This window comes from Acinetobacter sp. NIPH 542 (genome assembly GCF_000369825.1).
Classification (GTDB): Bacteria; Pseudomonadota; Gammaproteobacteria; order Pseudomonadales; family Moraxellaceae; genus Acinetobacter; species Acinetobacter oleivorans.
In genome coordinates this window covers 234,801-261,375 of record NZ_KB850209.1, presented here as the reverse complement: position 1 = coordinate 261,375, position 26,575 = coordinate 234,801, and the positions used below count along the sequence as shown (strand labels likewise).

Genomic DNA, 26,575 nt, shown 5'->3' with positions numbered 1-26,575 from the left:
TACTCCCCTTACGCTTTAACTGCAGCTACAACTTTTTCTGCGGCATCAGACAAGCCGTTCGCAGAAATTAATTTCAAACCAGATTCATCAAGTAATTTAGCACCTAACTCAGCGTTGTTACCTTCTAAACGAACAACAACTGGAACAGTTACGTTTACTTCTTGAACCGCTGCAATAATCGCTTCAGCAATCATGTCACAACGTACGATACCACCGAAGATGTTAATTAAAACACCTTGTACAGATGTATCAGCAAGGATGATTTTGAACGCTTCGATTACGCGCTCTTTAGTTGCACCGCCACCAACGTCAAGGAAGTTTGCAGGCTGACCACCATAAAGTTTAATGATGTCCATAGTTGCCATTGCAAGACCAGCACCGTTAACCATACAACCGATGTTACCTTCTAAAGCAACATAGTTAAGATCAAATTCAGATGCTTTTAATTCACGCTCATTCTCTTGAGATTTGTCACGTAAAGCAGCAACTTTAGGTAAACGGTAAAGCGCGTTAGAGTCGATACCAACTTTTGCATCTACACATAAAATATCGCCATTTTCACGAACTGAAAGTGGGTTAATTTCGAATAATGCAAAGTCATTTTCTACAAATGCTTGGTAAGCAGCAGCCATAATTTTAACAAATTGGCTGATTTGCTTGTCTTTCAAACCTAAAGCAAACGCAACTTCGCGCGCTTGGAATGGTTGTAAGCCAACTAATGGATCAACTTCAACTTTGATAATTTTTTCTGGAGTTTCTTCTGCAACTTTCTCAATTTCTACACCACCTTCTGTAGAAGCCATGAAAGTAATACGACGGCTAGAACGGTCTACAACCGCGCCCAAGTAAAGCTCACGCTCAACTGGGTATACGTCTTCAGCAACAATAATGCTGTTTACTGGTTGACCATTTGCATCTGTTTGATAAGTTACAAGACGAGTACCAATAATGTTATTTGCAAACTCGATAACATCTTCTTTAGATTTTGCAACTTTAACGCCACCAGCCTTACCACGACCACCAGCATGAACTTGCGCTTTCATTACAGCGAATTTACCACCAAGCTGTTCGAATGCAGCAACTGCTTCGTCTGCATTGGTTGCCAAGATACCTTCTTGTACCGGCATACCATATTCTTTCAATAACGCTTTAGCTTGATACTCATGTAAGTTCATTTAGTTACCTACTTAACTTTGTTTGTTGTCTTCAATTTGCGCAACATTCTCATGTTGTATATGCAAATTGCTGTCTACCTCTATCACCTTGATGTTTTTTTAATCACACCATCAAATGTGAAAAAGAGCGGAGAACCGCTCTTTATTTTATTTACGCTTACGTTGAATCGCGTGAATTGCACGACCATCTACAGCAAGTGCAGCTTCATGAACAACTTCAGAGAATGTTGGATGACCAAATGTCATTAACTGAAGATCTTCAACAGAAGATACAAATTCAAGAGCGATCATACCTTGGTGTACGATATCAGATGCAGCAGGTCCAATGACATGCATACCTAATAAACGGTCAGTTTTTGCATCAGCAACAAACTTAACAAAACCAGCACCTTCACCCGCTGCTAAAGCACGACCATTTACAGCAAAACCGAATTGACCAGTTTTAACTTCATGACCTTTTTCTTTAGCTTGTTCTTCAGTTAAACCAACCCATGCCGCTTCCGGATGTGTATAGATAACAGAAATGATTGTGTCGTAGTTCACTTGAGCTGCATGACCGTGAATACGTTCAACAGCCATTACACCTTCTTCCATTGCTTTATGAGCAAGCATTGGACCGCGAACCAAGTCACCAATCGCATATACACCTTCTACAGAAGTTGCACAGTAATCATTTACTTCAACTAGACCACGTTCAGTCAATTTAATGCCTGAATCATCAGCCAATAAACCTTCTGCATAAGCTTTACGGCCTACACAAACGATTAATTTGTCAAAAGTCTGAGTTTTTTCTTCGCCACCTTGAGTGTATTTAACAGTCACTTCACGACCATTAACTTCAGTACCAGCAACTTTAGCGCCAATACGAATATCAAGACCTTGCTTAGTTAAAAGTTTTTGGTAGTCTTTTGCCAAAGCTTTATCAGCCATTGGTAAAAATGCATCCATTGCTTCAAATACAACAACTTCAGCACCAAGACGACGCCAAACAGAACCAAGTTCTAAACCGATTACACCAGCACCAATAACACCTAAACGTTTAGGTACTTCTGGGAAGTTTAACGCGCCAGTTGAATCAACAATAATATCTTGATCTACAGGAGCTACTGGAATATTTACAGGTACAGAACCAGACGCAAGAATTACGTATTTAGGTTCTAAAACTTGAGTCTCACCTTCGTGTGAAACAAACTCAACTTTTTTACCAGCAAGTAATTTACCAGTACCTTTTAACCACTCAATACCATTGCCTTTAAGCAATTGATCGATACCACCAGTTAATTGGTCAACAATTTTGTCTTTACGAGCAAGAAGCTTAGCAAGATCAAAATTTACTTCACCTGTAGTAATACCGTGATCAGCTAAATGATGCACTGTATCTTCATAACGATGTGAAGAGTCAAGTAATGCTTTAGAAGGGATACAACCTACGTTTAAGCATGTACCACCTAAAGATGGCTTACCGTTGTGAATACGTTTTTCGATACAAGCGACTTTAAAACCTAGTTGAGCAGCACGAATTGCAGCTTCATAACCACCAGGACCACCGCCAATAACAACAAGATCAAATTGTTGAGACATTATTTATCTCCATGGTCCGAGATAGAGGATCACTCTATCTCGGTAATATTATTCGAAGAAATTAAAGATCAAGGATGAGTTTAGCTGGCTCTTCTAACAATTCTTTGATTGCTACCAAGAAACCTACTGCTTCTTTACCATCGATCATACGGTGGTCATAAGAAAGTGCTAAATACATCATTGGCAAGATTTCAACTTGACCATTTACAGCCATAGGACGCTCTTGGATTTTGTGCATACCCAAGATACCAGTTTGCGGCTGATTCAAAATTGGAGTTGAAAGTAATGAACCGAAAGTACCACCGTTAGTAATAGTGAAAGTACCACCAGTCATTTCTTCGATAGATAATTTACCGTCACGTGCTTTAGCAGCATACGCACCAATACCAGCTTCAACTTCTGCATAGCTCATACGATCAGTATCACGTAATACTGGTACAACAAGACCACGATCAGAAGATACAGCAACACCGATGTCATAGTAACCGTGATAAACAATATCGTCGCCATCAATTGACGCATTTACCGCAGGATAGCGTTTAAGTGCTTCAGTTACAGCTTTAACAAAGAATGACATGAAGCCCAAACGAGCACCATGGCGTTTTTCAAACGCATCTTTATATTGCTTACGCAATTCCATGATTGGCTTCATGTTAACTTCGTTAAATGTAGTTAACATTGCAGTTTCTTGAGTTGCAGAAAGAAGACGCTCAGCTACACGCTTACGTAAACGAGTCATTGGAACGCGTTTTTCGATGCGCTCACCAACAGCTACGCTTAACGGAGTAACGTTAGCAGCTGGTTTAGCTTGATGGTTTGCTACATCTTCTTTAGTGATACGACCACCGCGACCAGTACCTTGTACGTCAGCAGCAGCAATACCAGTTTCAGACAAAGCTTTACGAACTGCAGGAGCTTGGCCAGATACAGCTTCAGTGCGCTCAACAACAGGAGCTGCACCAGCTTGAGTTTGAGCAACTGCTTGCTCTACTGCAGGAGCAGCTGCCGCACCAGCACCAGCTTCAAACTGAGCAATCACTTCGTCAGAAAGAACTGTATCGCCTTCACCTTTAATGATTGCAACTAAGCTACCATCTGCAGGAGCAACCACTTCTAAAACAACTTTGTCGGTTTCAATATCACAGATCACTTCATCACGTGATACAGGTTCACCCACCTTTTTGTGCCAAGTTGCGATGGTTCCATCTGCAACAGACTCTGGGAATACCGGTGCTTTAATTTCGGTTGCCATTATTGAGAATCTCCTGATTGTTCAGCTTCGATTGCCAATGCATCATTAATTAGCTGAGCTTGTTGTTTTGCATGCAAGTACGGTGAGCCACAAGCTGGTGCAGCAGAAGCTTCACGACCTGCAAAACTGATACGGATTTGTTTGCCAGATTTTAAGATATCGTCGTATAAACGCGGTGCGATAAATAACCAAGCGCCTTGGTTCTTCGGCTCTTCTTGTGCCCAAACAAGTTCTTTCACGTTTGGATATGCAGCTAAGATTTCCGCAAGACGTTGTTCTGGGTATGGATATAACTGTTCAATACGTACAATTGCGACGTTAGTTAAGTTTTGTTCACGACGTTTTTCGAGTAAATCGTAATAAACTTTACCACCACAAAGTACAAGACGAGTTACATCTGACTTGTTAATTTGGTCAATTTCGTCAATTACAGTTTGGAATGAACCATTTGCAAGCTCTTCTAAAGTAGAAGTCGCAAGTTTATGACGAAGTAAAGATTTCGGTGACATTACGATCAATGGCTTACGAATTGGGCGTACAGCTTGACGACGTAATGCATGGAAAATCTGTGCAGGTGTCGTTGGAGTGATCACTTGCATGTTATCTTCAGCACATAACTGTAAGAAACGTTCTAAACGAGCTGATGAATGCTCTGGACCTTGACCTTCGAAACCGTGTGGTAACAACATTGTTAAACCACAAACTCGCTCCCATTTAGTCTCGCCAGAAGCAATGAACTGGTCAATTACAACCTGAGCACAGTTTACGAAGTCACCAAATTGTGCTTCCCAAATAATTAAGCTCTTAGGAATTGTAGTTGCATAACCATATTCAAATGCAAGAACAGCTTCTTCAGATAATAAAGAATCGTAAATTGCAAAACGAGGCTGGTTTTCTTTAACGTGACAAAGTGGAATATATGTTGAGCCATCTACCTGATTATGCAATTTTGCATGACGGTGCGAGAATGTACCACGCCCAACGTCTTCACCAGTAATACGAACAAGGTAATCTTCATCAATCAAGGTTGCGTAAGCTAAAGTTTCAGCAGCACCCCAGTTCAATGCAGTTTCACCAGTTTGCATTTTCACACGGTCTTCAATTACTTTTTGCACTTGACGCTGCATAACAAATCCTTCCGGAAGTTTGCTCATGCCCTCGCCTAATTCTTTTAAGCGATTTAAGTCAAATGAAGTATCCCAATCGTCTGTATAGTCATGACCCAAATAAGGTGTCCAATCAACAAACATTTTTGTATTTGGTTCAAGCACTAAAGCGTTTGCCACATGGTTTCCGGCTTCTAAATCTGCACGGTAATCTTCAACCATTTGGTCTGCTTCAGCACGATCAATTACTTTGTTTTGAACAAGTTGATCTGCATAGAGTGTACGAGTTGTTGCTTTTTTAGCAATCACTTGATACATCAATGGTTGTGTACCAGACGGCTCATCTGCTTCGTTATGACCACGACGACGGTAACAGAACAAGTCAAGTACTACGTCTTTACGGAATTCGTGACGGAAATCATGTGCTAATTGAGTAGCAAAGATTACTGCTTCAGGATCATCGCCATTCACATGGAAAATTGGCGTCTGAATCATTTTTGCAACGTCAGTACAATATTCAGTAGAACGCGCATCACGTGGATCAGAAGTTGTAAAACCAACTTGGTTGTTCACGATAATGTGTACAGTACCACCAACCGTATAGCCACGAGTTTGTGACATTTGGAAGGTTTCCATGTTCACACCTTGACCTGCAAATGCAGCATCACCATGAACAATCACTGGTAATACATCATCACCGCCGATGTCTCTACGACGCACTTGACGTGCACGCACAGAACCTTCAACTACAGGACCAACGATTTCCAAGTGAGATGGGTTAAATGCTAATGCCAAGTGAACTTCGCCACCAGGAGTCATTACATTACTTGAGAAACCTTGATGGTATTTAACGTCGCCAGAACCTTTCTTATGAATAGCTTTGCCTTCAAACTCGCCAAACAAGTCTGCAGGGTTTTTACCCATAATATTAACAAGAAGGTTTAAACGGCCACGGTGTGGCATACCAATAACAACTTCTTTACAACCAACAGCACCAGCACGTTGAATGATTTCATTCACCATAGGAATAAAAGATTCACCACCTTCTACACCAAAGCGCTTAGCACCAACGTATTTATTGCCTAGGTATTTTTCAAGTCCTTCTGCAGCAGTTAAACGCTCCAGGAACCCTTTCTTTTGATCATTTGTAAAATTAAGCTGACCACGAACACTTTCAAGACGTTGTTGAATCCAACGCTTTTCTTTTGTGTCCACGATATGCATATATTCAACACCGATTGAACCACAATAGATTGCTTCCATTGCTTCAATCATTTCAGCAAGCGTCGCTTCGCTCTTACCGATCTCAAGATTACCGGTATTGAATACTGTGTCTAGATCTGATTTGGTTAAACCGTGAGCTGAAAGCTCTAAATCTGGAATCTCTTCACGCTTAGCAAGACCTAATGGATCTAACTTAGCTTTTTGATGTCCGCGATTACGATAAGCAGCAATAAGTTGTAAAACGCCAATTTGACGACGTTCATGCTCAGTACTTACCGTACTTTGTACAACAGGTTGAACACGATTAGCATTACGTCCTAGTAATAGGAATTGCTCACGCACAGCGCCGTGTGGTTGGTCACCCTTTGGATATTTATCGAAATATTGGCGCCAGTCCTCAGCTACAGAGGTTGGGGAAGACAGGTACTGCTCGTAAAGTTCTTCAATATACGCTGCACTATCAGCGGAAAGTTCAGTGTCAAGACGCAATGCGTCAGCAACTTCTTGCATTTGTGGACCCATTTCCTATTGCAAAAAATATTACAGGCTGCCTTTTAAGCACACCCATGATGCATAATGCCAAATTGGTAAAAAAGGCATTACTTACCCAACAGGTCTTTACGACCATGGGGCGTCATACTACCTAGAGAGGAAACTCCATAGGTAATTAATGAATCACAACACCCTCAATGGCATCATCACTCACCTTATACTCGATTAAAACCGAGCAATTTTTTGCAAATCTTTTTAGAAAAATTAACTTTAAAATTAACTTTTCTAAAATGACTTTAACCATAAAAATTAAGCACAGATCTAAGATTGTGCTACTTAAATTAATTTCACTAGTATACGCTTTTTTCACCTATAACTTTGTGGCAAATCGTATCATGTTCTTAACGAACGATTGATTTTTTTGACACATACCACCTATAAATTGGCGAAATACATATGCGATTTTATCTTTTAATATATGGTGCAATATATAAAAACCTCATCTTTTTCGACCAAAGTCTAAAGTTTACATTATAAAGTTAAAAAAAAACGCACATCAAGGATGTGCGTTCTCTATTTGTGCAGAATTAACCCGCTTGATCTAATAGCATATTACGGATGTGACCGATTGCTTTTGTAGGGTTTAGACCTTTAGGACATACTGACACACAGTTCATGATACCTTTACAACGGAACAAACTGAATGGATCGTCAAGACGAGCCAAACGGTCTGCAGTTGCAGTATCACGAGAATCGATAATAAAACGGTATGCATTCAACAAAGCTGAAGGACCCAAGAACTTGTCAGGGTTCCACCAGAATGATGGACATGAAGTTGAACAACATGCACAAAGAATACATTCATACAAACCGTTTAAGTGTTCACGCTCTTCAGGAGATTGTAAACGCTCTTTAGGTGGAGCTGGTTGGTTATTGATCAAGAATGGCTGAATCTTGTCATATTGATCATAGAATTGGTTCATATCAACAACCAAATCTTTAACTACCGGCAAACCTGGTAATGGACGAATTACGATTTTCTCTGGTAAATCATTTAGGTTTTCTAGACAAGCCAAACCATTTTTACCATTGATATTCACACCATCCGAACCACAAATACCTTCACGGCAAGAGCGACGGAATGTTAACGTTTCGTCTTGAACTTTCAATGCAAGTAATGCATCAAGCAACATACGGTGCTTATCAGTCAATTCAAGCTTGAAAGTTTGCATGTACGGCGCTTTATCCTTATCAGGATCATAGCGGTAGATTTCGAATGTACGAGTACCTCTACTCATCTTTATACTCCCGATTAGAATGTACGTGGTGCTGGCGGAATTGCATCAACAGTCAACGGTTTGAAGCGCACTGGCTTATATTCCAAACGGTTATCTGATGAATACCATAACGTATGTTTCATCCACTCATCATCACGGCGACCGTATGAATAAGTTGGGTGATCAGCTGGTAATTCATAATCAACTACAGTATGCGCACCACGACACTCTTTACGCGCAGCAGCTGAAATCAGAGTTGCTTTTGCAACTTCATACAAGTTTTCAACTTCAAGTGCTTCAACACGCGCAGTGTTAAATACTCTAGATTTATCTTTCAAGTGGATATTACGCACACGTGGCTCAAGAGCAAGAATCTCTTTTACACCCTTATCAAGCAATGCTTGAGTACGGAATACACCAGCGTGATCTTGAACGATATCACGAATTGCATCAGCAACTTCTTGAGCATTTTCACCAGAAGTTGAGTCATCCAACTTACGTACACGAGCTAATGTTTGCCCCAATACATCTGTTGGAAGTGGTGCATATTCATCACCATGATGCTTAGTTACGTAATCGATAATGTGCTCACCAGCAGCTTTACCAAATACAACCAAGTCAAGAAGTGAGTTCGTACCTAAACGGTTTGCACCATGCACTGATACACAAGAACATTCGCCAATTGCATAGAAACCTTTTACAGGTTTAGTGTAGTTGTCTGTACCCACTTCAGGTAAACACACCTGACCATGCATATTCGTAGGAATACCACCCATTTGATAATGGATTGTTGGTACTACAGGAATCGCTTCTTTTGTGATATCAACGTTCGCGAATTTTTTACCAATCTCAAATACAGATGGTAAACGCTTCATGATTGTGTCAGCACCCAAGTGAGTCATATCAAGTAAGATATAATCACCTTTTGGACCACAACCACGACCTTCTTTAATTTCTTGGTCCATAGAGCGTGAAACGAAGTCACGTGGAGCCAAGTCTTTTAAAGTCGGTGCATAACGTTCCATGAACGGTTCGCCGTCTTTATTACGAAGGATTGCACCTTCACCACGACAACCTTCAGTCAACAATACACCAGCACCCGCAACACCTGTTGGGTGGAATTGCCAGAATTCCATATCTTGTAATGGAATACCAGCACGAGCAGCCATACCAAGACCGTCACCAGTGTTGATATAAGCATTTGTTGATGCACGGTAAACACGACCAGCACCACCAGTAGCAAATAATGTCGCTTTTGCTTGGAATACTGAAATGTTACCAGTTTCTTGGTCAATTGCTGTTACACCAAGAACATCACCAGCTTCGTTACGAATCAAATCAAGAGCGATCCACTCAACGAAGAATTGAGTACCCATTTTCACGTTGCTTTGATAAAGCGTGTGCAATAATGCATGACCTGTACGGTCCGCAGCTGCACAAGCACGTGGAACTGGTTTATCACCATAGTTAGCAGAGTGACCACCGAACGGACGTTGGTAAATTGTACCATCAGCGTTACGGTCAAACGGCATACCCATGTGTTCAAGTTCATATACAACTTTTGGTGCTTCACGACACATAAACTCAATTGCGTCTTGGTCACCTAACCAGTCAGAACCTTTTACTGTATCGTAAAAATGGAAATGCCAGTTATCTTCTTGCATATTACCTAACGACGCACCGATACCACCTTGAGCAGCTACAGTGTGCGAACGTGTTGGGAAAACTTTAGTGAGTACTGCAACTTTCAAACCTGCTTGAGCAAGTTGGTAAGATGCACGCATACCAGAACCACCACCACCAACGATAACTGCATCGAAAGTGAGGTTTTGAATATTTGAATAATCTTCTTTAGGGGTTATCGCGCCCATGATGTCTTCCTATCAATTCGCCCAGAAAATCTGGATACCCCAGATTGCGTACACAAACACTGCAATAATGACAGCCGTCGTCAGTACAAGGCGTAAACCTTTCGCTGAAGGACCCATTTGACGAGTAGTGACATAGTCAGTAAAAACTTGCCACATACCAATCCATGCGTGTGCGATAAGCGATAAAATTGCCAATAAAGAGAAAATCTTCATTGGTAATGTCATCATGAAACCAGCCCATTGTTGATAGTCAAATCCACCTTTGCAGAGAATCCAACCCAAAAGAACAACAGTATAGGCTGCAAGTACAACCGCACTTACACGCTGGATAAACCAATCACGAGAACCTGAACCAGTTAAACCTGTAGCACTTTTCATTAGAACATAATCCATATAAAGGCTGCGATAATAGCTACCACAGATAAGATCAATGAAATTGTCGCTGCTATACGACCACTTTGCAGTTCTTCAGCAAAACCTAAATCTGCAAGTAAGTGCTTTACTCCAGCAATAAAGTGGAATAACAAGCCGGCTACAAATACCCAAACGATAAAACGTACAAGGATATTTCCAAACACGACATTTTTAACGTAGTCAAATCCTTCTGGTGAAGATAATGATTTATCTAAAATCCATAATAGAACTGGTACTAATAAGAAAACGATGACACCTGATAAACGGTGTAAAATTGATGCAATAGCCACGGGTGAGCGTAAATTTACCGCTAACACCTGACCCATGGACAAATTGACAGGTCTGTTGCTTTTCACAGCGGGCATCCTGTAGGTAGAAACTCCGACCGGAGTTTGTTGAATTAATTCCAAGGAAAGCTGGCATTGTTAGGCAAGCACAGCTCATGCCTAACCTATAAACGACACTGAATTATAAAACGCGAAGTATCAAAATACAAACAATCCACTTTCCCATTTAAGCAAAAAACAATTAAATAAGAATCATTAACAATGATATCACCCTATTAACCCTGTTAAAATGGCATGCAGAGTTCCATCATGTTATTGTTTAAAATAACTTTTTATTTAATTTCATTTTTTCTGCAATTTCTTTTAAATAAGCAAATTTTAGACTAAAGATAAAGTCATAAATTCATCATATAAATAGAAAAATGTTAGTAACTGGTCATATTTTCAATAAAAGCTACAATTCAACTAAGTGAAGTTAGTTGGATTCAATACAAATCAGTCAATCTAAAATACATTTGAGAAAGCAATTTTTATTGAAAATAAAATTTTTAATTATTTTAAAGCTGTTCAATTAGCTATTTTTTATACAATTAAACTTAAAAAAACATCAACATTCTTTGTTACAACTAAATAAAAATAGAGTTTTTTTTGATTAGCAATTTTAAATTACACCATGAGTTTTATGATTTTTTTAATTGGATTGGCATTTTCTACCGACTTACCATTCCCAATCTTAATTTAAAAATTTGCTTACAATTGTACTGATACTTCATTTTTTTTCTGCACGTTGTTGTTGAATTGACTTATTATACCATCCCGATGCAGTGATTTTACTGACTTTTTTGCTCGGGTCTTGATGACTAACTCTCTGTGAGAACGTTATTTTTTATCCATAAGTATAATTGACAAAATTTCAGTACTCACTAATCTTATAGCAAATTTTGACACCGTCTGATTCGCACATGAGAACATTAGGATTTCGAGTCAGATCAACATTCACCAGGACAGGAGATCTATTGAATGTCTGAAGCAAATGGCAAAAAAGCCGTATTACATCTTGATGGCAAAGAAATTGGTTTACCAATCTACAGTGGCACTTTAGGTCCAGATGTAATTGATGTCAGCAGCATATTGAAAGAAGGTCATTTTACTTTCGATCCTGGTTTTATGGCGACAGCTGCATGCGAGTCTAAAATTACGTTCATTGATGGTGACAAAGGTATTTTATTACACCGCGGTTACCCAATCGACCAGTTAGCAACTCAAGCAGACTATCTTGAAACTTGTTATTTATTATTAAATGGCGAGCTCCCAACTGCTGAACAAAAAACAGAATTTGATGCCAAAGTTCGTGCTCACACTATGGTTCACGACCAAGTTAGCCGTTTCTTCAATGGTTTCCGTCGTGATGCTCATCCTATGGCGATCATGGTTGGTGTTGTTGGTGCATTATCTGCGTTCTATCACAACAATCTTGACATTGAAGACATCAATCACCGTGAAATCACTGCGATTCGTCTAATTGCAAAAATTCCAACACTTGCTGCTTGGAGTTACAAATACACAGTAGGCCAACCATTCATCTATCCACGTAATGACTTAAATTACGCGGAAAACTTCTTACACATGATGTTTGCTACTCCTGCTGACCGTGATTACAAAGTAAATCCTGTTCTTGCTCGTGCAATGGATCGTATCTTCACGCTTCACGCTGATCACGAACAAAATGCTTCGACATCTACAGTACGTCTTGCTGGTTCTACTGGTGCAAACCCATACGCATGTATCTCTTCAGGTATTTCTGCGCTTTGGGGACCTGCTCACGGTGGTGCAAACGAAGCTGTTCTTAAGATGCTTGATGAAATCGGCAGTGTAGAAAACGTTGCTGAGTTCATGGAAAAAGTAAAACGTAAAGAAGTTAAACTCATGGGCTTCGGTCACCGTGTGTACAAAAACTTCGACCCACGTGCTAAAGTCATGAAACAAACTTGTGACGAAGTTCTTGAAGCATTAAATATCAATGATCCTCAATTAGCGCTTGCTATGGAACTTGAACGTATTGCATTGAACGACCCGTACTTTGTTGAACGTAAACTTTACCCTAACGTAGACTTCTACTCAGGTATCATCCTTAAAGCGATTGGTATCCCAACAGAAATGTTTACAGTAATCTTTGCTCTTGCACGTACAGTAGGTTGGATCAGCCACTGGTTAGAAATGCACAGCGCACCATACAAAATCGGTCGTCCTCGTCAGCTTTACACTGGCCCGACTCAGCGCGACATCAAACGTTAATATTCGAAAGAAAATTAATGATAAAAAAGCTGCCTTCTGGCAGCTTTTTTATTGTGGTATTTTCAATTCAATTTAAAAACTTATTCTTCATCAAACACACTTAATAAATGATGACTAATTCCATCAGCTCTTAACCAAGCCAACTCATAACTCGCTTTAGCCAAAGCTAGAACACGTCTTTCAAATTCAACCCAGATTGTTTTGACTTGAGGTTCTGAAATACCCAAACCACTTTCTGTTGCCAGATGCTTATTTTTTTCACATATTTTTAAAGCATGATAAAGCTTGCGACCTTTACTCGCCCCTTCCATCAACCGAACACGCTTACTTAAAATAAATCCCTCTACATGCTGTAAGTTCGCATGAGGCAACATAGGTACTAGGATTTGATTCAACTGATCATCTAAGCGCTTCCACACAGCCAAGCGTTGCTCTGCTGTATACGTATTCCATTGAATCACTTCATGGTTAAAACGGCGACAACCACGGCACACCTGATCACCAAAAACTGTTGAACAACGCCCTGCACATGGGGTGAGAGAGAGCATTCGATGATCATTACTCAAAACAAACTCCTTAAATAAACCATATACTTTTTATGGTTTTCTCGCTTATTACACATTTTCGCGCTAAAATATGCGCCTTAAATTTATATCTTAATACATTTGGAGTTTTCCATGAACGCTACTGTAGAACAGCTTGCACCTGTAGAACAGCAAGCGACCGCGGGTTGGGTTGTTGCAGCACTATATCAATTTAAAGAAGTTCAAGATCCTGCAGATCTTCAGCAACGTCTATTAGACTTAGTGAAAACAATTAACCTTTGTGGAACTCTGATTGTAGCAGGTGAAGGAATTAATGGTACTGTTGCGGGCGATCGTGTAGCAATTGATAGTCTCTATCAATTTTTGCTTAATGAAGGTTTTGCTTCTATGGAATACAAAGAATCCCATAGCTCTGACAAACCTTTCCGTAAAATGAAAGTTAAACTTAAAGAAGAAATTGTGACTTTAGGTGTTGAGGTTAAACCCCGCGACTTAGTGGGCCACTACCTTGATCCAAAAGAATGGAATGATTTAATTGCACGTGATGATGTAATTTTAATCGACACGCGTAATGACTATGAATATAAGGCGGGTACTTTCAAAGGTGCAATCGACCCGAAAACCGAGACATTCCGCGAGTTCCCAGAATATGTCAAAAAAGAGCTAGAGCAACATAAAGATAAAAAAATTGCGATGTTCTGCACAGGCGGTATTCGCTGTGAAAAATCAACATCTTTACTTCTTCAAGAAGGCTTCCAAGAGGTTTATCACCTCAAAGGCGGTATCCTTAAATACTTAGAAGAAACCCCAGCCGATGAAAGTTTATGGGAAGGCGAATGTTTCGTATTTGACGGACGTACAGCTGTAACTCATGGCGTTGAAGAAGGCGTAAATATTAAATGTCATGCGTGTGGTTGGCCATTAACTCCAGAAGAGTCAGCTTTAACGAGTTATGAACATGGTGTTTCATGTGTGTATTGCATCGACAAGACAACTGAAAAACAAAAAGCTGGCTTCCGTATGCGCCAGTCGCAAATTGCAGCTGCAAAGCGTAAACGTTTATAATTTTTAATGAAAAGGCATTTAGTTTTCTAAATGCCTTTTTTATAGAAATACTAAATAATAAAAATATTTTGACTACATAGCCCTTCAAAAACCGATTCATTCACTAAAAGCTAGTTTTAGAACTTTCAACATCAAGCTCCACCAGATCATGAAAACAACTCATTCAACATCCTGATTAAAGCTACAAATTTAAGATAAACCTTAAAAAAAGACTGCTTCATTCTTTAAACAATTAAAAAAGCCAAATAATAAAAAACGCCCTAGAAAGGACGTTATTTATTATTTCTTCTAATAAATTAATTTGGAGTATGATACATCAAGTATAATTCATTCAAATTATCTGGAATTTCTTCTGCCAGTTCATCCATTAACTGTCCATTACGACGGAAAGATTCCATCTGCGGATCTTCTTCATCAATTCCACTAAATACCATCATTGGTAAAGTTAAATCAATTAATTGTTCTTCATGTTCAGGGGCAAACCATGCCTCTTCATTTAAGAACATTGCATCAACAAATCCCACACTCCAGTCGCCTAAGCTAGATTCAACATCAGCTTCTTCAATTTCAAATGGAAATACAATTCCATTCTCATTTGCTAAGTCTTGTCGAATTGACTCTAACCACGCCTTGATTTGCTGAATAATTTCAGCAGGAACCTTTTTATGGTTATTATCAAACAGCTCATCTAACCAACGGTCAAACTGAGGGCCTACTGCAATTGCACACAGAAAACCATGAGTTGCAGCGAAATCTAGACCATACTCATTGTGGTCTCCATCTAGATATTCACTTAATTGGTCTAAATCTAACGCACTCATTGTGTTACCTGACTATAAAAAAGAAATCTACGATAGCATAGCATTTAAGCCGACGATGCCCTATTCAGATTTGATTAGTCTTCATCATCAAGATCATCATCGTCTAAATCGTAATCAAAATCTTTCAACTCACGCTCTAAACGGCGTTGAGCCAATAGATCATCAATTAATCTACGTTTTTCTAATGATTCTTTCGCAGTGATTTTGCCTGATGACTCATCAAAACCGACATCATCATCATCACCGTAGTTATCATCTAGTTCAAAATCTGTAGAAGACACTAAAACTACCTCTAATGAAAAAATGTGAATGGGTCTAGGCGCTATTTATCTCTCTTACAGAATCATGTCAAGTTTTATTTATATTTTTTTCATTAAACTGCATATTTGTACTTTTTTTCACCCGAAAAATTGTGTATTTATAAAACTCAACTATTTTTTTGATCAAGAAAAAATTCTATGATCTTTTCTATGGTTTAAGCTTGAAAAAAATGATTTTAGCCCAATATTCAAAAAACAGACGTGAATTCAAAGATATTTTTTATTTAACGGTTACCGATCAAACCCAAAACATTTCAAGCAAATTGTGCTATCATGCACGGTTTTTCACTGCCACAGATTCAACGAAGAGTAAGCAAAGATGAGCGATATGCATTCCCCTACTTCTCAAGTAGCGGCTCTGATTAGCCGAGGCAAAGAACAAGGTTACTTAACTTACGCTGAGGTTAACGATCATCTGCCGGACTCGATTACTGAAAGCGAACAGATTGAAGACATTATTCAAATGCTTCAAGACGTTGGTATTCCTGTACACGAGCGTGCACCTGAATCTGACGATACCATGTTCGGTGAGTCAACTGACACAGCCGATGAAGTTGCTGAAGAAGAAGCTGCTGCCGTACTTGCATCGGTTGAAAATGAGCCTGGACGTACGACAGATCCTGTACGTATGTACATGCGTGAAATGGGTACAGTTGAACTGTTAACCCGTGAAGGTGAAATCAGCATTGCAAAACGTATTGAAGAAGGGATTCGTGATGTCCTTAACTCAATTGCGTACTGGCCAAATGCTGTTGAAGTTGTATTAAAAGAATATAATGATTTCTTGACTGGCGAACGTCGCCTTGCCGATATTTTATCTGGCTATCTTGATCCGGAAACTGACGAAGATATTCCTGAAGTTCTAGAAGAAGAAACAGAACTTGAAGAAGATGATGCGCCAGCTACACCAGCAAAAGAAGTTAAGCTTGACGATGACGAAGAAGACGAAGAGTCAGAAAGCGACGATGATTCTGAAGGTGAGTCTGGTCCAGACCCTGAAGTTGCAAAGATTCGTTTTAATGAACTTGAATCTGCATGGACTAAGACAAAAGGTATTATTGAGAAACATGGCCGTAATAGCCCTGAAGCAGATGAAGCTTTAGAAGCTTTAGCTACTGTATTCATGATGTTTAAATTTACACCACGTTTATTCGATATCATTTCTGAAATGATTCGTGGCACACATGAACAAATTCGTGCCAATGAACGTGAAATCATGCGTTATGCAGTACGTCGTGGCCGTATGGACCGTACTCAATTCCGTACATCTTTCCCTAAGCAAGAATCTAATCCAGCTTGGTTAGATGAACAGATTGCTAAAGCTCCTGCTGAAATCAAGGCGCATTTAGAAAAAGTTCGCCCAGATGTTTTAGCATTCCAGCAAAAAATTGCAGATATTGAGAAAGAACTTAGTTTAAGCGTTGCTGAAATTAAAGATATTTCTAAGCGTATGGCGATTGGCGAAGCGAAAGCACGCCGTGCTAAGAAAGAAATGGTAGAAGCCAACCTTCGTTTGGTAATTTCGATTGCGAAGAAATATACCAACCGTGGTTTACAGTTCCTTGACTTGATTCAAGAAGGGAACATTGGTTTGATGAAAGCGGTAGACAAGTTTGAATATCGTCGTGGTTATAAATTCTCGACTTATGCAACTTGGTGGATCCGTCAGGCGATTACCCGTTCGATTGCCGATCAGGCTCGTACAATTCGTATTCCTGTACATATGATTGAAACGATTAACAAGATCAACCGTGTATCTCGTCAATTGTTACAAGAAATGGGCCGTGAACCAACACCTGAAGAATTAGGTGAACGTTTAGAAATGGACGAAGTTAAGGTTCGTAAGGTACTTAAGATTGCCAAAGAACCGATTTCAATGGAAACACCTATTGGTGATGATGAAGATTCGCATCTTGGTGATTTCATTGAAGATCAAAACATCACTTCTCCAATTGATGCTGCGACTTCAGAAGGCTTAAAAGAAGCAACACGCGAAGTATTGGAAAACTTAACTGAACGTGAAGCAAAAGTATTGAAGATGCGTTTTGGTATTGATATGCCAACCGATCACACACTAGAAGAAGTGGGCAAGCAGTTTGACGTAACACGTGAACGTATTCGTCAGATTGAAGCGAAAGCATTGCGTAAATTACGTCACCCTTCTCGTTCTGAACACTTACGTTCTTTCTTGGAAAATGACTAAGTTTTGAAGGCTTGAAATTTCAAAACCAAGCCCCATTTAATAGAAAGAGCTATAAACGCCTGCGATAATGCAGGCGTTTCAAATCATGAGGTAACTTATGTTAGACCGCACTCCATCTCGCGAACTACAAGAACATCTTTGGGTATTTCCGATGGATTATCCAATTAAACTTATTGGCGATGCGGGTGAAGAATTACGTGTTGCTGTAGTCGACATTTTGGTGAAACATTTCCCAGACTTCGACCACTCAACATTAAAAGTTCAAGAATCTCGCACCGGCAAGTATCATTCTTTAACAGCACAATTGCGCTTTGAAGAATTAGAACAAGTTCATGCACTTTATGCCGACTTGGCTGCTTGCCCGCAGATTAGAACTGCGCTTTAATTTTCAGTTCTTCAATCAATACCACAGTCAGACACTCTTACTGTGGTATTTTTTTTGAGAAATTTTTAAGCTATCAAACAGTGAAAAAACAATACAAATATTTAGAAACCCTATTATAAAATCCTTTAAAATTACAGGGTTTTCGGCTTCTATCTTGCAGATATTAACTGGGTGCCGCAGAAACCAACTTATAGGAAGATATTGTGATGAGCCTTGATAAACCAAACTTGATCATTCGCCAATGGAACGATTTACAAGATTATCAAAGCAAGTTCGAAACCATGAAACTCTTAACAAACGAGCGTGATCAAGATACGCCTGATGAGTTATGGTTACTTCAACATCATAATGTCTTAACACAAGGTCAAGCTGGTAAACCTGAGCACATCCTAATTTCTTCAGATATTCCTGTAGTGCAAACTGATCGTGGCGGACAAGTGACTTGGCATGGACCCGGTCAACTTGTGGCTTACTTCATGTTTGATCTTAATCGTCTAAAATGGAACGTACGTACATTGGTCAGTTTTGCTGAACAATTCATGATAGATGTTTTAAAAAAATATGGAATTGAAGCTTATGCCAAGCCCGATGCACCTGGGGTATATGTAGATGGCCGCAAGATCGGTTCTTTAGGTTTTAAAATTCGTCGTGGTCGTAGTTATCATGGATTAGCATTAAACTTGGACTGTGCCTTAGATGGATTCCAGACCATCAACCCTTGCGGCTATGCAGGCTTAGAAATGGTACGTATACAAGATTTAGTGACTCCTTATCCATCATTTGGTCAACTTTGTCAGGACTTTATTGAGTATATTAATAGTACTGGGTACTTTAATGACCCTAAAGTCAAATATGAATAAATCGCTTTGCGATGAAATAAAAATGGATTAGAGTAATTACTCTAAATTTGCTTTCGCATAATTTTAACAAGGGATACGCGAGTGATTTCGACAAAAGCGGTAAAGCCGACTCTGCAACTTGCCTACGTTAAGCTCATGATGGATGTTATTGGGCGTGGCTTGGTCATGGCAAGTCAAGTGGACACTGAAATACAAGAGGAAGTATCTAAATTTCCTGTTCACTTTGTACTTTCAATGAATGTTTTCCCGAATGGACCAGCATTTTTTGCTCGAGTGACAGAAGACAAACAGTTAGAACTACTTCAAAGAGCTGAAAGAAAACCAGACTTAACGATTACATTCAAACATGTCACCCATGCCTTTTTAGTGTTTTCTTTTCAAGAAAGTACTGCTCAAGCATTTGCCAATGACCGAATGATTGCCGATGGTGATGTATCTGCTGCTATCCGCTTAGTACGCTGCCTAAATAAAATGGAAGCTCTTATTTTACCTAAATTGGTTGCTTCACTAGCAGTCAAAGAATACCCAACCGAACTGAGCCTAAAAGAAAAATTCAACGAGGCTGCAAATATTTATCTAAAAGTAGCCAAGTCCTATTTCAAGCGGAGCGCATAACATGGCCAAACCATATTACGAATTCTTTTGTCCTGTAAAAGTCATTGCTGGTAATGCTGCGCTAGAACATATTCCCTTTGAGCTTGCAACTTTGGGTGCAAAACGCCCTCTTATCATTACAGATAAGGGTGTACGTGCAAACGGCTTATTAAATCCAATTGAAGCTGCATTTAGTACAACTGATGCTGTCATTGGCCATGTTTTTGATGATGTTCCACCCGACTCGAGTTTAGAGGTCGTTCGTCTTGCAGCAGAAGCTTATCGTGCAAACAAATGTGATGCGATCATTGCTGTAGGTGGTGGCTCAGTTATAGATACTTCTAAAGCAACTAATATTTTAGTTTCTGAAGGTGGAAATGACTTATTGCAATATGCAGGTGCTCATAACCTACCGAAACCATTAAAACCATTTTTTGTGATTCCAACAACTTCTGGCACTGGTTCTGAAGTAACCATGGTTGCCGTGGTTTCAGATACTCAAAAGAATGTTAAGTTAGCATTTGCTTCTTATTATTTAATGCCACATGCAGCGATTTTAGATCCACGCATGACGCTTACATTACCGCCTCATTTAACTGCAATGACTGGTATGGATGCATTAACGCATTGTGTTGAAGCCTATACATGTATGGCTGCCAATCCATTGAGCGATGCTTATGCAAGTGCCGGAATTAAAAAGATTAGTGAAAATCTCTTTAATGTCTTAGAAAACCCAAATGACTCACAAGGCCGCTTAGAGTTAGCTCAAGCTTCAACAATGGCGGGTATTGCATTTTCTAATTCAATGGTCGGCTTAGTTCACTCTTTAGGACATGCTTTAGGTGCTGTTGCTCATCTACCCCACGGTCTATGCATGAATTTATTCTTACCTTATGTACTTGAATATAATAAACAAGTAAATGGTCAGAAAATTGGTGAGTTACTATTACCGCTTGCTGGTGCAGATATTTATGCACAAACACCTGCAACACAGCGTGCAGATAGAGCAATTACGACTATCTTAGCAATGCGTGATCGCCTATTTACTTTAACAAAGTTACCACGCACTCTACGTGAAACAGGTAAAGTAACTGAAGCTCAGCTTGATGAAGTTGCAGAAAAAGCACTAAATGATGGCTCAATTATTTACAACCCGAAAGAAGCAAGCTTAAAAGATATCCGAGATATCTTAGAAAAAGCTTGGTAATTCGATAAGTTAAACTCCAAGAAAATCCATAAAGGTCTGATTTATATATTGAATCAGACCTTTTTTATCACTAAGCATTTTTATTGATTATTTTATTTGAAACATATGGCAAAAAAATTGCTAAAAAATAGATGAAAGTACTGACAATTTATATCAATTTAGGATAGATTGGCGCACTTTATCTTTTTCTGTAGGGGGGATCGTTCGTCTCAAACGATCCTTAACACCAAGCTGATCCTTGATCAACGATTATGAGGATAACGCCGTTGACAAATTTATCTGGGACTAAACCAACAGGCAAGCTTCAAAAGAATCTTGTACTTTGGCATATTGTTATTATTGGTTTAGCTTACATTCAGCCATTAACGTTATTTGATACTTTTGGTTTAGTGTCAGAACGAAGTGGTGGTCATGTACCAACTTCCTACATTTTTGCATTAGTCGCAATCTTATTAACATCGATCAGTTATGGACATATGATTAAGCGCTACCCTTCTTCTGGGTCGGCTTATACGTATGCTCAAAAATCAATTCACCCTAATGTTGGCTTTATGGTGGGTTGGTCTTCTTGGTTAGACTATCTATTGTCACCGCTTGTTAATATTATCTTGGCAGATATTTATCTAAGAGCTCTTTTTCCAGAAGTAAATAACTGGTTATGGGTGATTGGTTTAACAACGCTCATGACTGTTATTAATTTATTTGGTGCACGGTTCGTTGCACGTTTTAACAGTACGATTGTTGTTATTCAGCTTGGCGTAATTTTTTATTTTGTTTATCAAGTATATATCTTACTTACTCAAGGTGTATATGCAGATGGAACTTTAAATCCAGATAAAGCGGCATTGTGGTCATTAACTCCGTTTTGGAACGATATGACATCTGTCAGTTCTTTAATTGCTGGCGCGACTGTACTCTGCTTCTCTTTTACCGGATTTGATGCTTTATCTTCTCTTGCTGAAGAAACAAAAGATGCAGAAAAAACGCTACCAAAAGCTATTTTTTCTACAGCATTACTTGCAGGTATTATTTTCATTGTAAGTACTTACTTTATCCAATTATATTTCCCAAGCAACCCAAACACTTACTTCAATCCTTTAGATGAATCACAACCTGTGATGGTCGCTGCGATTGGTAGTTTGATGTTTAAAACTTTGGTTTTATATTTTGCTGTAGTCGCTGTGATGGCATCAGGTATTTCTGCACATGCGGGCGTATCACGCTTAATGTATGTGATGGGACGAGATGGAGTCATCAACAAGAAATTATTTGGTCATATCAGTCCAAAATTGCATACTCCAACTTATAACATTCTTATTGTTGGTGTGGTTGCTTTATCTGCTGGCTTTTTAGATCTTGAACATATTGTTAACTTGATTAGTTTTGGTGCTTTAACTGCTTTTAGTTTTGTTAACTTCTCTGTAGTTTCTCGCTATGCATTAAGAGATGGCAAGAATAAAACGCTTAAAGACATCATTAATTATATTGCTATACCAACGCTTGGTTTTGCCAGTGTGTTTATGATGTGGTTAGAGATTGATAAGCTTGCCTTACAAATTGGCTTAGCTTGGGCCGTTATTGGTGTAGGTTATTTGGCCTATAAAACCAAAGGCTTTAAATATAATGCTCCACAGCATAATGAACATGAGTAATAAAAAAGGCGCTTAAAGCGCCTTTTTTATGGTTAAATTAACCAAAAATTTTATTTACAATGCTTTGTACACGTTGAGCATAAAGTTTTGCTGTTTCAAGATCACCTGTTGGAACCTCTTCCACACTTGCATCCGAAGGCGATTGAACTAAAAGCCCAACTGAGCCGCCTAAGTTGTTTACATCTTCACGTGTTGCATCTTTCGTATTTGCTGGCAATAAACCAAGACTCACCCAAATGCCACCATGCTGTGATGCTAAAGTTTGTAGTTGAATAAGAGTTACTTGCTTATCACCATTTAAGCTCGCGCTGTTTGTAAAACCTGCAAATACTTTATCTTGCCAACCACGTGTAAACCACACTTTTGAAGTTGCATCAGCAAACTTTTTAAACTGCCATGGCGCTGTACCCATATAAGTAGGCGCACCAAAAACAATCCCCTTCGCATCATTTAATGTCTGCCAATCTTGATCAGTAATATTTCCCTCTTGATCAATTTGGATGAGCTGAGCATTAATTTCTTTTGCAAACGTTTCAGCCACGACTTTAGTGTGACCATAACCAGAGAAATATACAACCGCGATATTAGAGTTAGACATGGGAGCAAACCTTTGTTTTATTAAATTCCACTTTATGATATATTTTAGAAACTAGGTGTCAATTAGTTACTAGTTGGTAACTAGGGTAATTTTTCAAAAAATTATAGGTAAATGGTATGAATGAATGTCTAAAATATAATATTTTTCAACAACATTGCCCTGCTCGTTTATTTTTTGAAAAAATTGCAGATAAATGGGTTTTATTGATTTTAAATGTTCTTGAGGAAGAAACTCAGCACTTCAATTTGCTCAAAAAGAATATTCAAGGTATCTCCCCTAAGGTCTTATCACAGAAGTTAAAAATGCTGGAGAGAGACGGTTTTATTGAGCGTAAAATTCAGAATACATCCCCAATTCGTGTTGATTACTCACTTACCGCTTTAGGGCAAAATGTAGCTTCCATGGCATTTCAATTAAAGGAATGGGCTGAAACCAATATTGAGCAAGTTTTAGCAGCCCAAATGACTTATGATGGAAAAGTGCTAGAGCAAGCTTAACCCATACATCCTTTAAAATTTTATTGAATCTTACGGTTAAGCTTTGTTCTTAGCTTAAAGGCAGCTCAACTTAATTAATTTTAATCGATTCAGGTGGCGCACTTATTTTAAATTGAATAGTTAAAGGTTCGCATTGTTTTAACTCCTGCTCATTTTTCAAATAGGTGCTTTCTAGACCATATTTCCAAGTACCATTCATAACTTCAAATGCAGGATAATTGACAATAAAAGTTTTGGTTTCATTAGACTGATATTCGTAAATTTGAGTCTCTTTACACTCATTTTCTGGATAAGAACGTTTAGTATTTCCAAATAAATAGAGTTCTAAAGGCACATAACACGCAGGTTGTCGTTCTTGTATTTTCTCTAATCCCTTATTGGTTTGAGTAATCTGCAAAGCCAGAGTACCGTTTAAAGTTAACTGCTGTGCATATTTAAAAACTGTTTCTTTTTCGATGGGTTCACGCGTTACATTATTCAGGAACTGTAATTTACGATGCAAGCCATTACAGTCATCTTCAACAGGTGCGGGTAACCAGATTTCATTATCTTTTGAATCACCTTTCTCACCATCGGCAGGTGTTTCATAATCACCTGGTTTACCGGGTTTAGTCGGATTTCCCGATCCACCTAAACTGGCACCACCTGCGAATAAATCCTCTCCACAAGCAGTCAAAAGACCACCCATCAAAATGAAACTCATGGATATTATTAGTTTTTTATAAGTTATTTTCATCATATTGATAAGCTCCGAAACGGAAAGTTTTGGTTGCACCCTCTTTTCCTTCATCGAGTGCACAACGTTCAATGGCTAACTTGAGTACTTGTAATGATAGATCTTCCCACAAGCGTAAACTTGCTTCTTTAAGTAAAGTGATCGATTCATCTGTTAGTTCATCAGCAAAAATTGCTTGTTCTAAATAGGGTTCTTTTTCTGGTTGAAATAAATTATGAACTCCAGCAGCTAAATGTGCCTCTAAGTTATTCGTTAATAATTTTCGAACTTCGAATTGCTCAACATCAGGCATAAAACTACGCTGCTGCAACACCACAAGGCCATCTTGTTCTTTCACAATGTTCAGACGCTCAAGTTCATTCAAAATAGATCTTGGATGTTTTTCGGTTGAAACTTTCTTTACCAAACTTTCAAAGCTAATCTGATCTTCGCTAATAAAAGGAATTTTTTCTGCCAATCCCTCTGCAAGCCACAAGCCAATCACCCGAGCAGGAACACTTACGGGCTCTGCTACTTTTGCTTCTGTTAAAGGCTGCCCAGCCTGCATCGCCTTTTTAAAGGCATTCACATCTTTGCGATGTAACCCTGAAAGTAAACTGACCGCTGAATCAGTTGGCTTTTGTTCTATACGCTCTAGCTCAGTTAAAGCCTGTTGATAGAAAACAGGTTTCAAAGCAGTCACAAAGTCGTTATATCCCACTCCTGAACGAATTAACCATTGCGTCAGGTATTCCATTAACATTAATACCTGCTTCTGATTAAGTTCTGCATTGTTCGTTTGGAGTGTGGTCATAGGGTAACAATTTTCCTTCATATTTGAAAAACAGTATGGGCCGAGCAATTGTCACACTGAACGGTTTAAGATGCAATTTTCATTCTTAGACCTCTTTTGGAAACCGATCAACATAATGATTTGGCGCATTAAAATGGGTAAAAGAAATACTGATTGAGACATCTAAACTTTCTACACTATGCCACCAACCAATTGGTATAAACAAAGCTTCCCCTGCATTCAAAATACATTCCACTGGAGTGATTGATCTTGCCAAAGGATATTTTTCAAAATCAATTTTTTTTGCATTACTTAATTCGCTAAACACCCAATGATCGTTATATAGATGAGGAACTTGCAAGGCAGGGATTAAAGTTACTTTTTTGCGCCCATAAATTTGAACTAACATATTATTCGTTAAATCATGATGTAATGGCGTGAAAGTTCCTTTAGGTCCAAACCATAAAAAACTACGCTCATCTTTTAAAGCCGAGTCACAATAACCTTCTGCAAAATCACCAATATCTAAAAATAGTTCTTGAAGCATCTGATGGCTGTTGGTCGCATTATTTGCAGTCATATAAAAATCATTACTAGCATCAACTGCTATAACTTTTGACACAAACTCAGACATCTTCATTTTCTGTTTTAGTGATGGAGAATGTCTTTCAAACTGTTCATCTAAATTTCTATTCATCTGAACTTCAACTGAATGATGGCCAAATTTAGAAGCAAAATATTGCGGAGACCATTTGTGCAAAGCTGGCCAATGTTCGATTCCTTCTTTTAAAATCACAGGGCGATGTTGACTATAGTAATCCTCTATAAAAACAGAGAACTGTGGAGCAGTAATTGAAGGAATTTCTTCACTATAGCCAGAGTTTAGCTGTGCCAATTGGTCTACAGTTTCTATTAACCATTCACGTTTTTTAAGTTGATGATGCTTTTTCTTCAAAATCTTATATAACTGATTATTTTCTAAATTATTTAAATACTCTTTTACTTTTAAACCATCATGCCCCTGCTCTATTAATATTTTTATAATTTCCGCAGACGTGACCTTATTTAAAACTTGTTCAATTATCCACTCTTGATCATGATCCGATAAAATCTGAAATTTCAAATCATTCATTTCAAATCTTGGCTCAAATCCATTTGCTTTTAATACATCGACTAATTGTTCAATTCCACACCCTTTTTCTAAATTTTCTTCAAGCCAGTTTTTCCATTCTAATGGCAACTGGTCAAACCATTTTTGGCTTTGTTCGAATATTTCAATTTGATTATAAGCTGCCATGTTGAACCTTTTTTCAAATTTGATCTTTACAACTGCATTATAATTGATC

25 protein-coding genes and 1 pseudogene are annotated in these 26,575 nt (G+C 38.7%); 10 read left to right on the top strand and 16 right to left on the bottom strand.

The window, feature by feature from the left end; genetic code table 11:
* Positions 1 to 8: 8 nt before the first annotated feature.
* From sucC to sdhC, 9 genes are all read right to left on the bottom strand, one after another.
* A complete protein-coding gene (sucC, locus tag F886_RS19465; protein ID WP_003655470.1) occupies positions 9 to 1,175 on the bottom strand; it encodes an ADP-forming succinate--CoA ligase subunit beta in 1,167 nt (388 codons plus the stop codon).
* 147 nt (positions 1,176 to 1,322) lie between these two features.
* Entirely contained in the window at positions 1,323 to 2,756 is a 1,434-nt protein-coding gene (gene lpdA, locus F886_RS19460) for a dihydrolipoyl dehydrogenase (RefSeq protein WP_005310073.1), read from the bottom strand.
* A 61-nt stretch (positions 2,757 to 2,817) separates the two neighbouring features.
* The gene (gene odhB / locus F886_RS19455; protein ID WP_005310070.1) at positions 2,818 to 4,008 is read right to left on the bottom strand and encodes a 2-oxoglutarate dehydrogenase complex dihydrolipoyllysine-residue succinyltransferase; all 1,191 of its coding nucleotides are present in this window, start codon (positions 4,006 to 4,008) and stop codon (positions 2,818 to 2,820) included.
* The gene (locus F886_RS19450) at positions 4,008 to 6,848 is read right to left on the bottom strand and encodes a 2-oxoglutarate dehydrogenase E1 component (RefSeq protein WP_004789422.1); all 2,841 of its coding nucleotides are present in this window, start codon (positions 6,846 to 6,848) and stop codon (positions 4,008 to 4,010) included. Before F886_RS19450 ends, odhB begins: the two co-directional genes overlap by 1 nt.
* Positions 6,849 to 7,005: 157 nt before the next feature.
* Entirely contained in the window at positions 7,006 to 7,134 is a 129-nt protein-coding gene (locus tag F886_RS19445) for a hypothetical protein (protein WP_002116082.1), read from the bottom strand.
* Positions 7,135 to 7,417: 283 nt separating this feature from the next.
* On the bottom strand, positions 7,418 to 8,128 hold the full coding sequence (locus F886_RS19440; RefSeq protein WP_005310066.1) for a succinate dehydrogenase iron-sulfur subunit: 711 nt from the start codon (positions 8,126 to 8,128) through the stop codon (positions 7,418 to 7,420).
* 14 nt (positions 8,129 to 8,142) lie between these two features.
* Entirely contained in the window at positions 8,143 to 9,978 is a 1,836-nt protein-coding gene (gene sdhA / locus F886_RS19435; RefSeq protein ID WP_005310063.1) for a succinate dehydrogenase flavoprotein subunit, read from the bottom strand.
* 12 nt (positions 9,979 to 9,990) lie between these two features.
* A complete protein-coding gene (gene sdhD, locus F886_RS19430) occupies positions 9,991 to 10,356 on the bottom strand; it encodes a succinate dehydrogenase, hydrophobic membrane anchor protein (protein ID WP_003655454.1) in 366 nt (121 codons plus the stop codon).
* Positions 10,356 to 10,757 (bottom strand): succinate dehydrogenase, cytochrome b556 subunit, encoded by a 402-nt coding sequence (gene sdhC, locus F886_RS19425; protein WP_081399112.1) that lies wholly within the window; start codon positions 10,755 to 10,757, stop codon positions 10,356 to 10,358. Before sdhC ends, sdhD begins: the two co-directional genes overlap by 1 nt.
* Positions 10,758 to 11,254: 497 nt before the next feature.
* Between sdhC and F886_RS20720 the strand changes: the two are divergent.
* Together F886_RS20720 and gltA are read left to right on the top strand one after the other, a co-directional pair.
* Positions 11,255 to 11,335, top strand: a pseudogene (locus F886_RS20720) (hypothetical protein); the annotation flags it as partial.
* Positions 11,336 to 11,699: 364 nt separating this feature from the next.
* On the top strand, positions 11,700 to 12,974 hold the full coding sequence (gltA, locus tag F886_RS19420; protein WP_004789414.1) for a citrate synthase: 1,275 nt from the start codon (positions 11,700 to 11,702) through the stop codon (positions 12,972 to 12,974).
* Between the two features lie 80 nt (positions 12,975 to 13,054).
* Here gltA and F886_RS19415 read toward each other — a convergent pair whose 3' ends face one another.
* The gene (locus F886_RS19415) at positions 13,055 to 13,540 is read right to left on the bottom strand and encodes a DUF1289 domain-containing protein (RefSeq protein ID WP_005310058.1); all 486 of its coding nucleotides are present in this window, start codon (positions 13,538 to 13,540) and stop codon (positions 13,055 to 13,057) included.
* Between the two features lie 111 nt (positions 13,541 to 13,651).
* Here F886_RS19415 and F886_RS19410 point away from each other — a divergent pair, with 111 nt between their 5' ends.
* Positions 13,652 to 14,584: an oxygen-dependent tRNA uridine(34) hydroxylase TrhO gene (locus tag F886_RS19410; protein ID WP_005310055.1), complete on the top strand. Its 933-nt coding sequence runs from the start codon at positions 13,652 to 13,654 to the stop codon at positions 14,582 to 14,584.
* 296 nt (positions 14,585 to 14,880) lie between these two features.
* Here the strand turns inward: F886_RS19410 and F886_RS19405 are convergent, their stop codons facing one another.
* Positions 14,881 to 15,405, bottom strand: a complete 525-nt coding sequence (locus tag F886_RS19405; RefSeq protein WP_004789407.1) for a YecA/YgfB family protein — start codon at positions 15,403 to 15,405, stop codon at positions 14,881 to 14,883.
* Positions 15,406 to 15,479: 74 nt separating this feature from the next.
* On the bottom strand, positions 15,480 to 15,686 hold the full coding sequence (locus tag F886_RS19400) for a PA3496 family putative envelope integrity protein (RefSeq protein WP_002116495.1): 207 nt from the start codon (positions 15,684 to 15,686) through the stop codon (positions 15,480 to 15,482).
* 358 nt (positions 15,687 to 16,044) lie between these two features.
* Here F886_RS19400 and rpoD point away from each other — a divergent pair, with 358 nt between their 5' ends.
* The 6 genes from rpoD to F886_RS19370 all read left to right on the top strand — a co-directional run bounded on the left by rpoD (position 16,045) and on the right by F886_RS19370 (position 22,626).
* Positions 16,045 to 17,928, top strand: a complete 1,884-nt coding sequence (gene rpoD / locus F886_RS19395; protein WP_005310050.1) for an RNA polymerase sigma factor RpoD — start codon at positions 16,045 to 16,047, stop codon at positions 17,926 to 17,928.
* Between the two features lie 97 nt (positions 17,929 to 18,025).
* On the top strand, positions 18,026 to 18,313 hold the full coding sequence (locus F886_RS19390) for a YbeD family protein (RefSeq protein ID WP_002116017.1): 288 nt from the start codon (positions 18,026 to 18,028) through the stop codon (positions 18,311 to 18,313).
* 206 nt (positions 18,314 to 18,519) lie between these two features.
* Positions 18,520 to 19,173 carry a lipoyl(octanoyl) transferase LipB gene (lipB, locus tag F886_RS19385; protein ID WP_005310047.1) on the top strand — a complete coding sequence of 218 codons (654 nt, stop codon included), beginning with the start codon at positions 18,520 to 18,522 and terminating at the stop codon, positions 19,171 to 19,173.
* 81 nt (positions 19,174 to 19,254) lie between these two features.
* Complete coding sequence (locus F886_RS19380; RefSeq protein ID WP_004789401.1) at positions 19,255 to 19,788, top strand: hypothetical protein; 534 nt, start codon at positions 19,255 to 19,257, stop codon at positions 19,786 to 19,788.
* Position 19,789: 1 nt separating this feature from the next.
* On the top strand, positions 19,790 to 20,974 hold the full coding sequence (locus tag F886_RS19375; protein WP_004789399.1) for an iron-containing alcohol dehydrogenase: 1,185 nt from the start codon (positions 19,790 to 19,792) through the stop codon (positions 20,972 to 20,974).
* Between the two features lie 266 nt (positions 20,975 to 21,240).
* Positions 21,241 to 22,626, top strand: a complete 1,386-nt coding sequence (locus F886_RS19370) for an APC family permease (RefSeq protein ID WP_013196978.1) — start codon at positions 21,241 to 21,243, stop codon at positions 22,624 to 22,626.
* 37 nt (positions 22,627 to 22,663) lie between these two features.
* Here F886_RS19370 and F886_RS19365 read toward each other — a convergent pair whose 3' ends face one another.
* Positions 22,664 to 23,224 (bottom strand): flavodoxin family protein, encoded by a 561-nt coding sequence (locus F886_RS19365; RefSeq protein ID WP_005310035.1) that lies wholly within the window; start codon positions 23,222 to 23,224, stop codon positions 22,664 to 22,666.
* A 116-nt stretch (positions 23,225 to 23,340) separates the two neighbouring features.
* Here F886_RS19365 and F886_RS19360 point away from each other — a divergent pair, with 116 nt between their 5' ends.
* Positions 23,341 to 23,721 carry a winged helix-turn-helix transcriptional regulator gene (locus tag F886_RS19360; RefSeq protein WP_005310032.1) on the top strand — a complete coding sequence of 127 codons (381 nt, stop codon included), beginning with the start codon at positions 23,341 to 23,343 and terminating at the stop codon, positions 23,719 to 23,721.
* A 70-nt stretch (positions 23,722 to 23,791) separates the two neighbouring features.
* Here the strand turns inward: F886_RS19360 and F886_RS19355 are convergent, their stop codons facing one another.
* The 3 genes from F886_RS19355 to F886_RS19345 all read right to left on the bottom strand — a co-directional run bounded on the left by F886_RS19355 (position 23,792) and on the right by F886_RS19345 (position 26,526).
* The gene (locus F886_RS19355; RefSeq protein WP_081402329.1) at positions 23,792 to 24,424 is read right to left on the bottom strand and encodes a hypothetical protein; all 633 of its coding nucleotides are present in this window, start codon (positions 24,422 to 24,424) and stop codon (positions 23,792 to 23,794) included.
* Between the two features lie 16 nt (positions 24,425 to 24,440).
* Positions 24,441 to 25,250 (bottom strand): DUF6502 family protein, encoded by an 810-nt coding sequence (locus F886_RS19350; RefSeq protein ID WP_034591634.1) that lies wholly within the window; start codon positions 25,248 to 25,250, stop codon positions 24,441 to 24,443.
* An 85-nt stretch (positions 25,251 to 25,335) separates the two neighbouring features.
* Positions 25,336 to 26,526 (bottom strand): cupin-like domain-containing protein, encoded by a 1,191-nt coding sequence (locus tag F886_RS19345; protein WP_005310023.1) that lies wholly within the window; start codon positions 26,524 to 26,526, stop codon positions 25,336 to 25,338.
* Positions 26,527 to 26,575: the final 49 nt, after the last annotated feature.